The sequence below is a fragment of the Pseudoalteromonas sp. Angola-30 genome (genome assembly GCF_028599215.1).
GTDB classification, from domain to species: Bacteria; Pseudomonadota; Gammaproteobacteria; order Enterobacterales; family Alteromonadaceae; genus Pseudoalteromonas; species Pseudoalteromonas atlantica.
Genome location: NZ_JAQREI010000005.1, coordinates 47,302 through 61,837, shown reverse-complemented (window position 1 = coordinate 61,837; position 14,536 = coordinate 47,302). Strand labels below are relative to the sequence as shown.

The 14,536-nt window shown below is 40.8% G+C and carries 13 protein-coding genes; 5 read left to right on the top strand and 8 right to left on the bottom strand.

From position 1 onward, the window contains the following. The first annotated feature begins 17 nt into the window (after positions 1-17). Both PSH54_RS08845 and mgtE read left to right on the top strand, forming a co-directional pair. Positions 18-290 (top strand): HPr family phosphocarrier protein, encoded by a 273-nt coding sequence (locus PSH54_RS08845; protein ID WP_004589081.1) that lies wholly within the window; start codon positions 18-20, stop codon positions 288-290. Positions 291-549: 259 nt separating this feature from the next. Continuing rightward, positions 550-1,908 carry a magnesium transporter gene (gene mgtE / locus PSH54_RS08840; RefSeq protein WP_004589080.1) on the top strand — a complete coding sequence of 453 codons (1,359 nt, stop codon included), beginning with the start codon at positions 550-552 and terminating at the stop codon, positions 1,906-1,908. A 46-nt stretch (positions 1,909-1,954) separates the two neighbouring features. Here the strand turns inward: mgtE and PSH54_RS08835 are convergent, their stop codons facing one another. Then, positions 1,955-4,384: a zinc-dependent metalloprotease gene (locus PSH54_RS08835; RefSeq protein WP_273605972.1), complete on the bottom strand. Its 2,430-nt coding sequence runs from the start codon at positions 4,382-4,384 to the stop codon at positions 1,955-1,957. A gap of 155 nt (positions 4,385-4,539) precedes the next feature. Between PSH54_RS08835 and PSH54_RS08830 the strand changes: the two genes are divergently transcribed. Further along, on the top strand, positions 4,540-5,508 hold the full coding sequence (locus PSH54_RS08830) for a class 1 fructose-bisphosphatase (protein ID WP_273605971.1): 969 nt from the start codon (positions 4,540-4,542) through the stop codon (positions 5,506-5,508). Positions 5,509-5,626: 118 nt separating this feature from the next. On the opposite strand, the gene PSH54_RS08825 is transcribed toward PSH54_RS08830, so the two are convergent. Beyond that, on the bottom strand, positions 5,627-5,953 hold the full coding sequence (locus tag PSH54_RS08825; protein ID WP_004589077.1) for a hypothetical protein: 327 nt from the start codon (positions 5,951-5,953) through the stop codon (positions 5,627-5,629). Between the two features lie 43 nt (positions 5,954-5,996). Here PSH54_RS08825 and PSH54_RS08820 point away from each other — a divergent pair, with 43 nt between their 5' ends. Further along, a complete protein-coding gene (locus PSH54_RS08820; protein ID WP_029773276.1) occupies positions 5,997-6,347 on the top strand; it encodes a DUF5522 domain-containing protein in 351 nt (116 codons plus the stop codon). A 29-nt stretch (positions 6,348-6,376) separates the two neighbouring features. On the opposite strand, the gene PSH54_RS08815 is transcribed toward PSH54_RS08820, so the two are convergent. From PSH54_RS08815 to PSH54_RS08790, 6 genes are all read right to left on the bottom strand, one after another. Further along, positions 6,377-7,480, bottom strand: a complete 1,104-nt coding sequence (locus PSH54_RS08815; protein ID WP_121637972.1) for a capsular polysaccharide export protein, LipB/KpsS family — start codon at positions 7,478-7,480, stop codon at positions 6,377-6,379. Between the two features lie 175 nt (positions 7,481-7,655). Further along, the gene (locus PSH54_RS08810) at positions 7,656-8,075 is read right to left on the bottom strand and encodes a group I truncated hemoglobin (RefSeq protein WP_029773274.1); all 420 of its coding nucleotides are present in this window, start codon (positions 8,073-8,075) and stop codon (positions 7,656-7,658) included. Next, entirely contained in the window at positions 8,075-8,908 is an 834-nt protein-coding gene (locus PSH54_RS08805) for a DUF3034 family protein (RefSeq protein ID WP_273605970.1), read from the bottom strand. The genes PSH54_RS08810 and PSH54_RS08805 overlap by 1 nt, the downstream gene beginning before the upstream one ends. Continuing rightward, positions 8,895-11,210: a bifunctional diguanylate cyclase/phosphodiesterase gene (locus PSH54_RS08800; protein ID WP_273605969.1), complete on the bottom strand. Its 2,316-nt coding sequence runs from the start codon at positions 11,208-11,210 to the stop codon at positions 8,895-8,897. The genes PSH54_RS08805 and PSH54_RS08800 overlap by 14 nt, the downstream gene beginning before the upstream one ends. Then, the gene (locus tag PSH54_RS08795) at positions 11,203-11,862 is read right to left on the bottom strand and encodes a methylamine utilization protein (protein ID WP_248463282.1); all 660 of its coding nucleotides are present in this window, start codon (positions 11,860-11,862) and stop codon (positions 11,203-11,205) included. The genes PSH54_RS08800 and PSH54_RS08795 overlap by 8 nt, the downstream gene beginning before the upstream one ends. Positions 11,863-11,983: 121 nt before the next feature. Further along, a complete protein-coding gene (locus PSH54_RS08790; RefSeq protein WP_024033340.1) occupies positions 11,984-13,087 on the bottom strand; it encodes a phosphoribosylaminoimidazolesuccinocarboxamide synthase in 1,104 nt (367 codons plus the stop codon). A gap of 376 nt (positions 13,088-13,463) precedes the next feature. On the opposite strand from PSH54_RS08790, the gene PSH54_RS08785 reads away from it, so the two are divergent. Beyond that, positions 13,464-14,534, top strand: a complete 1,071-nt coding sequence (locus PSH54_RS08785) for a CDP-glycerol glycerophosphotransferase family protein (RefSeq protein WP_198401360.1) — start codon at positions 13,464-13,466, stop codon at positions 14,532-14,534. Positions 14,535-14,536: the final 2 nt, after the last annotated feature.

The window sequence follows — 14,536 nt, the reverse complement described above, 5'->3', positions numbered from 1 at the left end:
TTTAGGTATAGTAATTTATGCGCTGTGAAGACACATTTTTAATAAAAAATAAATTAGGCTTACACGCCAGAGCGGCAACGGTCCTTGCGCAATTAGCTGTGCAGTTTGATGCTAAAATCACCTTACACCAAGATGATAAAGAAGCCGCAGGCGACAGCGTATTAGCTTTAATGCTACTTGAAAGCAGTAAAGGTAAAGAAGTTAAAGTAGTCTGTGAAGGCCCTGATTCAGAGCAAGCTTTGCATGCGGTTGGGCAATTAATTGCACAACGATTTAACGAGCAAGAATAATTTAAAGCACCATAGCCTTATAAGTTAAAGTCTTATCAGGCTGAACTATAAAGATTTAGTAAGTTAGGGTATTCCGACTCGCCTAATTTAGTGCTTTAATTTAAGGTAATAAAGCCATGCCCCTGCTAAATTTGGTTACTTAATTTTAAACACTAATTTAGCCCCAGCATTGGGTTTAACACAAAAAATAAAGAAAATAACAGTGGGCAACACCACTTACTAAACACCTTTCCATTACACAAAAATATTTAGGATGCCAATGCCAGAAGCGTTTGAACAAGACTATCCACTACAGCAACTAAAACAAGTGACTAAATCACTTAATAGTGGGCAATTTGTTCAAGTAAGACGCATGCTAGCAAAAACAGCACCTTGTGATACAGCACTGCTGCTTGAATCCTCTCCGCATAAAATTAGACGCATGCTTTGGCAACTGGTTGACCCAGATGTGCAAGGGGATGTGCTAGAAGAGCTCTCTGAAGATGTACGTTTAGGTATCATTGCACAAATGGAACCTGAGCATATTGCCGCGGCCACTGAGGATATGGGCCACGATGATTTAGGTGAAGTCCTACGTAGCCTACCTGATACCGTGTACAAAGATGTGGTTAGCGCTATGGATACGCAAGACCGCGAACGCGCTACACAGGCCCTATCTTACCAAGAGCGCTCTGCAGGCGCGCTAATGAACACCGATACGGTGACCATTCGCCCAGACGTTACACTTGATGTTGTGCTGCGTTATATTAGGCTACGCGGTGAGCTGCCAGAGGGCACCGATGATTTATACGTTGTTGATAAACATAACTGTTTTTTAGGTGCATTATCACTTAGTACACTGTTAACTAATCCGCCTGAAAAAATTGTTCAAGATTTAATGGATGAAGACTGTGAGTCTATCCCTATTTCGATGGATGAAAGTGAAGTTGCTCAGTTGTTTGAGCGCCATAACTGGATATCGGCCCCTGTAGTCGATGATAACGCCCACTTGCTTGGGCGTGTCACTATTGATGATATTGTTGATGTTATTCGTGAAGATGCGGAGCACAGCTTATTAAGCCTTGCTGGTCTTGATGATGAAGAAGACACCTTTGCACCTGTTTTAAAAAGCTCAAAAAAACGCTCAGTATGGCTTGGCGTTAACTTACTCACAGCCTTAGCTGCCGCCTTCGTGGCCAGCTTTTTTGAAAGCACCTTAGATATATTACCTATTTTAGCTGTACTCAATGGCATTGTGCCCTCAATGGGTGGTGTAGCAGGTAGCCAATCTTTAACTCTGGTTATTCGCGGTATTGCCGTGGGCCATATTAACCAAACGAACCAACGATTTTTAATGGCTAAAGAGCTGGCGATAGGCGCATTAAACGGGGTTATTTGGTCAATACTTATAGCCAGTGTAATTGCGCTTTGGCAATGGGATTTTATGCTTGGCGGCGTGCTCGCATTTGCAATGTTTATGAACCTTGTAGTGGCCGGTGTTGCTGGCGCATGTATTCCTATTTTATTGAAAAAAATGAATATAGACCCTGCACTTGCCGGTAGTGTTGTACTTACAACAGTAACTGATATTGTCGGTATTTTTGCCTTTTTAGGCACCGCAACGTGGCTACTTATTTAGCAACCTGAACTCAGGTTAAGTAGCCACTACACACTAAAACATATAATTAAATTGGTGAGCCCGGTGGCATTGGTAAACCACTGAAGTTTTCAGGCCACTTACCTACTTTTAAAAACTGTTTTATTTGCTCTGCTAAATACTGTTTAAATGCGCTTTCTCCTACACTGGTATTACTTAACATTGAGTTTTGATTGTACTCTTTACTTAGTTTTACCAAGTAGTAACGTAACTGCGCCTGCACCTCTGGGCTTACCTTGTCACTAGTGACTAAATCCGCCATATTTTTTGCAGTTAAAAACTGCACCCGCTGGGTGATTTTGCCTTTCATTGTATTAGGTGATGACACATTAAACACCTGGCTATAAAGCTGCTCTAGCAACTCATCTAAGCTGTAAAAATTATAATTACGAACTTGTTGTTGAGCTAAACGATTCAAACGTTGTGGGTTTAATAATAACGATAAACTATGCTGCGCAGCTACTTCTGGCAAGGCCATCGCATCAAGTGTTATACCCGTACGCCCTGTTATGCTTTCACGCGATTTAGACTCGCCATACGCTTTTGGCGGAATAAGCGCTAACACCGACTCAGGCAAAATTAAATTAGCCGGTTTTAATGTTGTTAAAATAGCACTAAGCGCCGCTTGCTGCTGCGCTTTTGCAACCACTTGTGCGCCCTTAGCAGGTGAGTCGTTACGTGTTTCGTATTTGTAGTTAACCCCCGCAATTAGCTTAACTGCAGCCTCTACTTGATAGCGATGAAATAAATAAAGCGGCACGAGTTTTTCTTCTAACTGCGAGAGTGCATCGCCCGTTTTAATGTTGTTAATACCAAATTGCGAAAGCGCTTTTTTACGTACATCAAGCACTCTAAGTAACTCTTGCGCTGGGTTAGTACCGTTATCCCATAAGTGCGCTGTAGGGTGTGCCCCGCCCTTTGCGCGTGCGTCGCTATCAGATATAAACTCAAGGCCCTTCGTTTTGTTCTCTTTTAATATTGCTGCAAGCTCAGCACTTTCATCTTGATTAGTAAAGTCGCTGTAACCATATTTAATAACTTGGGTATCCCATACGCCCATACCGCTTGCATAGCCGCGGGTTACATCAAGCTCGCCTTGCTCGTTAAAGCTAAGTAATGGGTGCGGGTAATCCATAACCGACGCTCTATCCCCCACCGAGGCTGCAAAGTTATGTGCAATGCCCAGCGTATGGCCAATTTCGTGTGCACTTAACTGGCGAATCCTATCAAGTGCCATTGCCTGTAAGTTTTTAGCCGGCTCGTTACCTTTTAAATAAGGCGCACCGAGGGCTTCTGCAATTAAAATATCTTGGCGTACACGCAATGAGCCTAGTGTTACATGCCCTTTGAGTATTTCGCCGGTACGAGGGTCTATAACAGAGCTTCCGTAAGACCATCCACGTGTAGCACGGTGTACCCACTGAATAACGTTATAGCGAATATCCATAGGATCAGCATTGCTTGGCAATACTTTGACTATAAATGCGTTTTTATAGCCTGCTGCGCTAAAGGCATCATTCCACCACTTACCGCCTTCAAGTAACGCGCTTTTAACCGGCTCAGGCACGCCAGGATCTAGGTAGTAAGTAATGGGCTCAACGGGTTCACTAATCGGTAAACTTGGATCTTTTTTAGCTAAGCGATGACGCGGTATATAGCGCACAAACATAGATTCACCAAGGGGGGCTGCATAGTCTTTGTGCTCAATGCTCCAATACCCTGATTGCGGGTCAAATTTACGTGGCGTGTATTTATCATCAGGTAATTTAATAAGTGAGTGGTGCATATGTACAGTAAGTGCGTATGCATCGGCGCTTACTTGGCGCACAAATTTACCTGGTTTAGTGCCCTTAAACGTTAATACTGCTTCAAGCTCGGTATTTTTTACAAATGCTTTTGAGCGATTCATATACACAGCGCTGCGTGATTCATCAAGGCTAAAACTGCCTTGCTTGCGCGCTGCAAGCGTACGGCTTACCCCGTGCACATCGCTTAATAAATAAGGTGTGTAATCAATCAGGAGCGTTTTTTCGCTTTGCGCTACCACTTTAAAGCCCGCTAAAATACTGGATGCAAAGGCCTCTTTAATACTTTGCTGCTCAGCTTTGTTAGTGGTATTAGCGCGATAATATGTATTTAGCGCGCGCAACATTACTTTATCGCCAAAACGCTCAAACTGAACTAAATGCGTGTTACCAAGTTGGCCTCTATCTAAGCCTATATCGTTAGAGCCAACACCATAGGGTAAGCTTTGCTGAAGCAAAAATTGCTGCTCTAATTTATCTACTTTTAAAAATACTTTGCCGTTTTGAGTATCGTAATAAAACGAAAAGTACCCAGGAAAGTGATTCATTTGCGCAGTAAATTCATCTATAGGCTTAATTGCTGCGTGCGCTTGGGTTATCATAGAGCACAGCACAGTAAAGAATATGTAACTTATTAGTGGTATTTTTTTCATAATCTTATCTTTGTTATTGGCGTTTTAAGTACGATTAGGTGGCACCATTATTACAGTGCTATTTAAACAATACAGGTATTTAAGACGAAATTCAGCGCACTAAGTTAATCTCTCTCACATTTAGATTAGCTAGTACACGTTATCAGGAAAATAGAATGCGTAGACTCCCACCAATATTACTAGAAGACGGTTGTCCTAGAGAACTTTTATCGTTAATTAGAACCATTTTAGCAGCATGTAAAGAAATTTCGTTTCGTGTTGGCCAAGGTGCGCTTTCTGGCGTATTAGGCTCAACGCTTGATGAAAACATTCAAGGTGAAACCCAAAAAAAGCTCGATGTATTATCTAATCAGCTTTTAAAAGATATTTTACTGGAGTCTGGGTCAGTTAAAGCCATCGCCTCAGAAGAGGAAGACTACACAGTAGCTGGCAACCAAGACGCTAAATACATTGTGGCGTTTGACCCGCTTGATGGCTCATCAAATACCGATATTAACTCGCTAGTGGGTACTATATTTTCAATTATGGAAGCCCCAGAAGGCTCAGATGCCGCCGATCAAAGTATTTTTATGCAGCCAGGCCACAAACAAGTTGCTGCAGGTTACGTGCTTTACGGCCCATCAACTATGCTTGCACTTACTACAGGTAAAGGCACGCGCATGTTTACGCTAGATAAAACCCAAGGTAGCTTTTTACTAACACAAGACTTTGCCACTATCCCTGCTGATACAAACGAATTTGCCATTAATGCGTCAAACCAGCGTCATTGGCAGCCAGCAATGCAAAACTATATTAATGACTTACTCGCTGGCGATACCGGCCCACGTGCTAAAAACTTTAACATGCGCTGGATTGCCGCTATGGTTGGCGATGTGCACCGTGTACTTAGCCGTGGTGGTTTATTTACCTACCCAACCGACACCAAAGATGCAAATAAACCTAATAAGCTACGTTTACTGTACGAAGCCAACCCCATGGCTATGCTAGTTGAGCAAGCAGGTGGCATCGCATCTACGGGTACGGAGCGTATTATGGATATTCAACCCGATGCAATCCACCAACGTGTGGCGGTAATATTAGGCTCTAAAAACGAAGTAGAAACGTGCTTGGGATACCATAAGTAAATAAGTTGTCTGTTGTAAAAAATACTAAGCCGCATTTAATTTAAATACGGCTTTTTTATTTATTCGTTACATATAACCGCAGTAAGTTGGCATCTAAAATAAGAGTCAGCCTAAATATCTAGTCCTTCAATAATGCCAGTAATTGTTCAAGCTTTTGGCTATCAAGCTCTCCCATTTGCTCACTATTACTGAGCGCAAAAATAACCCCTTCGTGTTCGGCGCAATTTATATCATCTCGCGATTCAACCACATTTGCCCATAACTCTAAATCATCTATCTCTATTTCGTGGTTTACACAACGTGTTAGCACGTCAATCAATACCGGCTTTGTGAGTGTATAACCGGGAGCACTTTCCTCTGCTGGGGTAGAAATAATAACGCTAATAGCATCATCTCTTTGCTCACCAAAGGTAATAAATTCGGCCAATGCTTTTTGTATATTCATAATATTTGTTATTCTTGCTGTTCTACTGCTGATAAGACTTAAAATGACGAGATTAAACTGCTCACAATGCCACACTGCGCTTAGTTGTAATGTAAACGATATAAATGCATGCTGGTGTAACCAATTACCTGCTATTTTACCGCTTGAAGAGTCAGCAACAAGCTGTTTATGCCCGCAATGTACGCTTAATAAAATAAACGCTTATTTAGCGCATATTTATACTCAGCCAATCAAAGCACAAATTGAGTTTGCTAAAAAATTTAGAGGTAATGACAATTTAATTGAAGGGCTAGACTACACCATGCAAAATGGCTACATGGTGTTTAGTAAATGGTTTTTTTTAAAGCGAGGTACATGCTGTAAAAATGGCTGTAAAAATTGTCCTTACAGCTAAATCACAACATGTTGATATACAATACGCGGTTAAATAAGTTCGTTGGGCACATTGTTGCTGTATTGTGCAAATTTATCCGCCCCTTTAAAACGTAACTCAATTGCTTTGATATGCTCTTCTTCGGCGTGTTTCCAAACGCCCGGCACACTATACACATGCTTTAAATAGCAAAAAAATTTATCGCGTAGTTGCGGATTAAACTGCCACCCTTGAGCTACATCTGCTACTTGGGCAGCTAAGCCCTCACGAGTATCAGCATGCTTAACTAAGCCTTCTATATTGTAACAAGCCTGCCCTACAGTAATTACGCGCTTATTTAGTAACAGTGCTTCTAAACCGACCGTAGAGTTGATAGTGATCACCGCTTCTGCGCATTCAATAAGTTCACAGGTTTTATTGCCGTTTGCAAATAGTGCAATTGGGTCTTTATCGTATAAATGGGTGTAATGCTTGTGCCACGACGGGTGTTCTTTAAAAACGATCTTTAAACTAGGGTCGTTCAATGCTTTCACTGCGCTTACAACTTCATCGTATAGCATTTCCATTGAGTCAATCCATGGCGAAAAGCTCGCTAATTGCGTATCGTGAGGCACTTGAAAAGGCACAAATATGTAGCGTTCAGGTATATTTTCAGCTGCAAAATCACAGCGTTTTTTATGGTTTTCTCGTGGGACAAGCGCCGGTGCATCAAAGTTTAAGGCATTATTAGCATTAAAATTTAAATAAAAATCAGGATCTCGACTTAGCGACGCATTAAAGTTAATCCCTTGAGGGTCTAAACTGGTGGTACCCGGAAGCAAACCATTTTCATAATAAAATTGCTTAATACCCAGTGCCTTGGCAGCCATAGCAACGGTAGTATTAGGCAGTTTATTACCATTCCATATCACCATTACATCAGGGTTAACTTCCGTTAATAAAGCTAAATATTTTGCGTAACGCAAACGCTCAAAAAAGCGCAGCCCCACTTTGTAAACCGCCGATACTAAAGCATTGTTCCAAAGGTTATTACGGGCACGCTTACGTTTTAGTTGTGCATTAATAACATCGTTAAAATCAACTTTAAACGCTTTACTTAAATAGTGTATTGCTGAAAGCTTTGGCGCCCCCATAACATACAGTTGGCAATCCATACTCAGCTTTTTGATTATTTTTTTATAGTACTTTGCGTGTACATTTTTGCGGGATATAAATAGGTAAGACATACAAGCTGTGCGCGCCAATTATTGTTTATAGGAAATAATACTAAGTGGACACTATTACAAAAGTAAGGTTCACTGCTACGAGTAAATAATTTACAGATGTTACCTAAATTCTTATTATTTTACTACGCAGCGGTGCCATCCTAGATAGAATCTCATTTTGTATGCTATGGCTAATATTTTGCTCTTCCATCGCATTTACAAGTAAGTCCACCACATGGTTAAAATCTTTCTCAGTTATGTGCATCCCAGTATGAATATCTACCATAGAGTCACCTTTGTACTTGCATGGGCCATCAACTAGCATACACATATGCATAATAAAGCCTTCTCTAAAGTGGCTTATGTCGCTGTGTTCAAAATAATGCAGTACTTGTTCATCATTACCTATTTGGTAAATAAAACTGTCTACAATACGCGTAAGCCCCGCTCGGCCATCAAGCTGTTGATAAAGCGATAAATTTGTTGAGCTTGCGCACCCTGCCAGGGCACTTAAACACAACCATAAAATGACAACGTTTTTCATTACCAATACCCTGTTACCGATAAGTACCACCCTGTTTGATCGCTCGCACCTGCAATGCTACCTAAATCTAAGTATGCAGCGGTGACACTCACGTGTTTATTTGGCATCCAAGCAACAAATAAATCTTTCCAGTCTTGTTCACCCAAATTAAGGTTATTAGACTTTTGCCTATACTCTATACCTACGGCAACACTTCGGCTCAAAAACACAGCCGTGCTGCCTTCAAATAAAATTTTTGCATCATCATTTGCCCCACCATAACCAAGCAAACCGAGTTGATTAGCCTCACTGTAGCGAGTTGTGACGTTCCAAAACCAGTTAAGCCCCCCTACAGCGCCTAAGTGGAGTTTACTAGCTGCTAGGTAGTAATCAGTGCCACTAGTATCTTGTGCACCTACGAGGGTCGCAACAGCGCCATCATCAAGGGATTTATGCTGTATACCCACACTCAATTGCGGCCAGTCACTGTAAACTATGTCGCCGTATAAACGAATTTTAGCGCCCGTGATAGATTGCTCTATTTCGGTATCAAGTGCAGGCACGTCAAAACGTTGTTGAGCGTAGCTAAGTTCTACACGATTAAATAGGTTAACTTGTACTCCACATACATCTAAAGTGTAGTCTGTTACATCTGCACGGCTACAAAAGCCATTCACAGAGAACTCGTCTTCGCTGGCGTAACCTGCAAGCTGTGCCCAAGGCACAATACCGCCGCCCCCGCCGCCTTCTATTTGCGAAACCCCGGGGGTCGCTAATAATTTACCATCGCTTGCTAAACCAGAAAAGCTCGAGCTAAGTAATAACCCAAGTAATAAACACTTAACTTTTTTCATAATATTCCTTTAGCCACTGTTCTAATAATTCTGCTTTTAAAGGCCTACTTAGATAATAACCCTGAGCATGGTCACAATGCATAAGTTTAAGTAAGTCTAACGAATCTCTGTTTTCAACGCCCTCTGCAACAACGCTAAAGCCTAGTTGATGCCCTAAGGTAATAGACGACTGCACTATGTGTTGATCCTTGCGCGACTCATCTAACTTTAAAATAAAGCACTTATCTAACTTTAGCTCATCAATAGGCAGCATTTTTAATCTCCCCAGTGATGTTTGCCCTACGCCATAATCATCCAATGAAATTTTTACACCGATGGCTTTTAAGTTTTGTAATGCTTTTATGCCTTTTTCTTCATTTTCAATCATGTCGCGCTCAGTTAATTCAACAGTAATGAGGGTTGGATCAACATTGTATTTTTTTAGAGTACGCACTAACGCTGAATGAAAGCTCGGTGAGGCAATATCTTGTGCTGATACATTAATTGCTGCCTGCATTTCAATCCCTTTAGCCTGCCAATCAGCCACCTGAGAAACCACAGTGTTAACAACCCATGATGTAAGCTCAACAATAAGCCCCGATTGCTCGGCTAAATCAATAAACAGTTCTGGGTTTACCCAGCTGCCATCTTTACGTTGCCAGCGGATCAGTGATTCGACTTTATTTATTTTTTGTGTGTGTAAATGCAGTTTAGGCTGATAGGTCATAAATAATTGCCCATCATCATCGCTAATGGCTTGTTTAAGCTCATCTAACATTTTAAGACGATCTAAATGCGCTTCGTCTTCACCATTTTGGTAATAATGAATACTGTCTTGGCTATCTGTTGCATTGTCTACGGCAATAAGTACGCGTCGCATTAAATCATCGCTGGCAAGGCCTTGCATAGGATACTCGACAACCCCAGCGCTAAAGCGTAAGTTAATTTTTAACGTCTTAATGGTATAACACGCTAATAGCTGTGCCATTAAACCAACTATACCGCTTTTTTTCTCTCTGGCAGCGGCACTTGGAAACACAGTTAAAAACTCATCGCCACCAATACGCGCATGAAAGCCGCCAAGTTCGTCCGAAAAGCCACTAATTCGATTGGCAACCGCTTTTAAACATTCATCGCCGACGCGTGGACCAAGCTTATCGTTTATATGTCGTAAACCTTTTATATCAATAGCAACCAGGGTGTATTGTGTAGAGGGAGTCAGCTCATCATCGAGCACTTCAAGCATAGCCGAGCGGTTATAAAAGCCTGTAAGCGAATCATGGCGTGCCTGAAAACTAATTTTTTGTTCACGCTCGTTAATATCGTTACCCATGTTATCAAAGGCGTTAGCAAGGGTTGTTATTTCGGTACTTTGTTTAGATGCATTAAATTCAAATGCGTAATTACCTTGTGCAAATTGCCTGGCAATAACTGCAAGCTGTGAGAGTGGGGTTGTTAAGTTATTTGCCAGTAAACTACTGGTAATAACCCCCACCAGCATCGTTAAAATGGCCATAATAATTAGCGTAAACAATAAGTTTTCAAAATCGTTATAGCTTTGCGTTAAATCAGCACTGAGCAAAATTGTTACCGCATCCCCTTGTAGGGAGGGCAACATAATATCTTGGTTTTTATATACAGGATAATCACCAAACAAACGCGTTGTTGTGGTGGTGTTAAAGTAGTTTTTAGGTGAAAAAAACTCTGGGCGATTAAGCAACGAGCTTCTTACGAGGTTGTCCTGCTCAGCAATAAAGCTGACATCCATTCCTGTTAGGTTTTTAAGTTCTAGGGCGACTTCGTCATCAATTTTAAAACCCACTAAGCTGTATGCAACGGTTCTAGGCGCCCTTACAGGTAGTAAAATAACTTGATATAACTGATTATTAAGAACAACAAAGCTCGATTGCTCTGGCGAAGTTAATAACTCATCCAGTAACGGCTTTAAATTTTGAGGGTACAAATCTGCATTAGTATTGGCTGAAATTAATTTACCTGATAAATCAATCAGTAGCATAAGCTCTGCATCAATACGCTGGCTGTGATTAAACAACACACTACTTATGGTGCCTGCATCGCGAGTGGCAACCGCTTGCTTAAAGCCAAAGTCGGCAGTGAGTACTTTAGCAGCAGTAAGCAGTAGGCTTTCTTTTGCGCTCAGATATTGCTTATATACATTTTGCGCTACGCTAATATCTTGATTTACTTTTTCTTCTTGAAATTTACTTGTAGACCACCAAAAGCTAACAATGCTCACCATAGTGGTCAGTAACACTAAGCCTACACATAAAACAATAATGCGGTTTTTTAAACTGTTAGTCATTACCGCCCTTAAACTTACTACCAAAAGTATTTCGCGGTGCTGGGGTGGAGGTATTAACCTTAATTAGTAACTCATTGTTATTGTTTATTGTTATCATTTTTTTATTTTCCAACGGTGCAGTTTGTAGCGCATGCCACACACTCAGCGTAGTCGGTAACGGCGTTATGTCTAAGGATAACTTACCCGTATTATTCGTTTTATAAACGTGTTCACTATTGGCTACATAAATATAGCCAACCATAGAGTCATGAATATTACAGCCTAGTACAACAACACCTTGTTGATCAAAAATTACAGGCTCTTTAGGTTGGCCTGAATAGAGTTTTAGCTGAAAGGGCTTAGCCTGAGAAAAAGAGTAAACATGATGGCGAATATTATCGCTGTTAGGAAAGTTAACCTGCTGGCCTTTTTGCACCACCAGTAAATCAGGTAAAAACGCTTTATGTACTTGGTCCATTACCGCAACGGGTAACGTAGTGCGCTCTGACTTTGTCGCCTTATAAAGCTCAACGATTGCGTCTTTTAGTGGCTGACCATGCTGGTCTTGAATTACTAAATCAATATTTTCACCCAGTACGCCTTGGCTAAAAAATAAAGTAGCGGCGAGTAAATAACCTCTTTTATTAAAAACTTGCTGCACTTGCCTAAACATATCAATACCTAAAAGTTAATCTTAGGTTAAGTTAATTAGAGACCAGCACTAATTGCAAGGAATATAGCCCAGTAACTAAAAATAAAGACTGGGCTTTGTTTATTTTAATACTTTAGTTGTACTATTTTACAATAAGGTCGTAATCAGTATCTAAAATATTAATTACTTCTTGGCGAGGATCTTCTGGAATTACAATCTCTTTACCAATGATTTTACTGGCAATGCCTACATAAGTGTTAGACACCTCAAGCATGACCGATTCTGGTAAAATAAAGTCTTTAGCAAGCTGCTCTCGCTCATCCATGCGGTCTTTATTTAACAGCACGTCACTTTCTGGCACAGTAGAAATTAATAACTGGCGGAACCCTTCTTTAGAGTTTTCGATTATTTTACCATCTCGGTAAGCCGCGCCATCCCATATGCGCGAAGAGTCTGGGGTGCCTACTTCATCAATATAAATAAGCTGTTGGTTACCGTCTAAATCCTCTACATAACCAAACTCAAATTTTGTATCTACAAATATTTGATCAAGCTTTGCCAGCTCTTCACTAATTAGCTTAAAGCCCTCAACCAATAGCTTTTCGTATTTAGTCACATCCTCTGCCGATTTAAAATTAAATACGTCTAAATTATCAGTGATATTAGCGCGCGTAATATTCACATCATCAACAGGTGGAATATCAGCCACGCCTTCGATAATACCTTTTGTAGAAGGGGTTATTAGTACGTTTTCAAGCTTTTGGTTTGCTCTTAAGCCCTCAGGTAAATCTATGCCACAAAAGTTGCGAACCCCTTTACTGTAATCACGCCACATGCTGCCGGTTATATATTGGCGCGCAATCGCTTCTACTTTTACGGTACTTGCTTTGCGTACAATCCATACATAAGGATGTGGAATATCAACAATGTGGTTACCCGCAAGGCCAGCTTTATCAAATAACTTAAACCAATGAGATGCAACAGAGTTAAGCGCAATACCTTTTCCCGGCACGCCGTTTAAGCCATTTTCGCCTTGCCAAATACAATCAAAAGCAGAAATACGGTCTGAAATAACCATAATTGCCAGCTCAGTTCCTTGCGGAACTTTATAGTTTTTTTCTTTAATGAGGCGTGCGCTGTCTTCATCTGTTAGCCAATAAACCGAACGAACTTTACCGCTATGTACGCCACCTTTAGTGCGAATGGGTAAGTCATCGTTTACGTCTAAAACTTTATAGCTAGTCATGCTATCTCCGGGGTTAGGGATGCTCATAGAGCAAAGTATGGTATGGGGTTATAAGCGCTATATAATAAATCAGCCTACCCTAAAGCTCAATCAGCACTGAAAACTAAATAACCTGAATCTGGTTAAGTGACTTACTAGGGCGTGTTGTAATATGCTGATATTTAAATTTATTTTCTCTAGCCAAAGATTTTCAATGAAAGCAAGGCGAATTTACGCGTCAATAGCTGGCCTATTGCAAGTAAACTCAACGCAGTTAGCGCTGAAAATAGCTGCTAGAAATAGGTTTATCACCCAGAGCTCAGGTTAAATAGCCACGCAATATTTATATGGCTGTAATAATGCGGTAAACTTGACGTGCTAACTAGAGGAGTAACGCTTGGACTACCTAACTGCGACCGCAAATAAAAAATACCTAATGTATATTTCGCAAAATTATTCATACGCTATTTTAAGGCCGCTTCAGGCGCAAATTTTAGCCCATGGTGGAGAAGTTCGGTGGTTTTTAGCGGGTAATGAAGTAAACCCCGACTTTTTAGATGATGATGAGCAGCAACTTCACTCTATAAAAGATGTACATACTTGGAAACCCGACGCAACTTTCGCCCCAGCTAACCTAATACCTACATTCATCCCTGGGATAAAAGTAGCTGTATTTCATGGTTTTGATGCTCATAAAAGAGATACAAATGGTGAAAAAGGGCATTTTGCAATCAGAGGATGCTTTGACCTGTATTGTACGCAAGGTCCAAATACCACCAGGCGGTTTGCAAAATCAGCCATAAAGCATGGTCACTTCAAAGTAGCTGAAACTGGCTGGCCAACTCTAGATCCCTTATTTACAGCACAAGCTGACAACCCATATGCAAGCAATGATGCACGCCCGACATTACTTATTTGTTCCACCTTTTCACACAGGCTCACACTTGCACCTAGGCTTTATGAGCAAATTAAGCACTTTAGTAAGCAAGGGAAATGGCGAATATTGGTGCAATTTCATCCTAAAATGCCACAGGAGTGGGTAGATAAATACAAAGCCTTAAGTAATGAAAACTTAACTTTTGTAGAAACCGACAATGTACTGCCTTTACTTAAAGCTGCAGATGTTATGCTGTGCGACACCTCTTCTGTCTTGCAAATGTTCTTATTACAAAATAAACCGGTAGTAACGTATAGAACGAGGCAGCCTTTCCCGCATTTATTAGATGTTACGCAAGCTTCAGAAGTAGAAAAAAATATTGATTACGCCCTTACATACCCACAGGAGCTAATGGCAGCAATTAGCAACTACTCTAAAGAGCTTCATCCTTATACCGATGGGCAATCTAGCCTGCGTGTACTTAATGCGACAAATGAATTTTTGCATAGCGATAATAATTTGAAACCTAAACCTCTAAACCTTATTAGGCAATTTAAAATGAGAAAAATGTTAAATTATTGGGGTTGGTAACA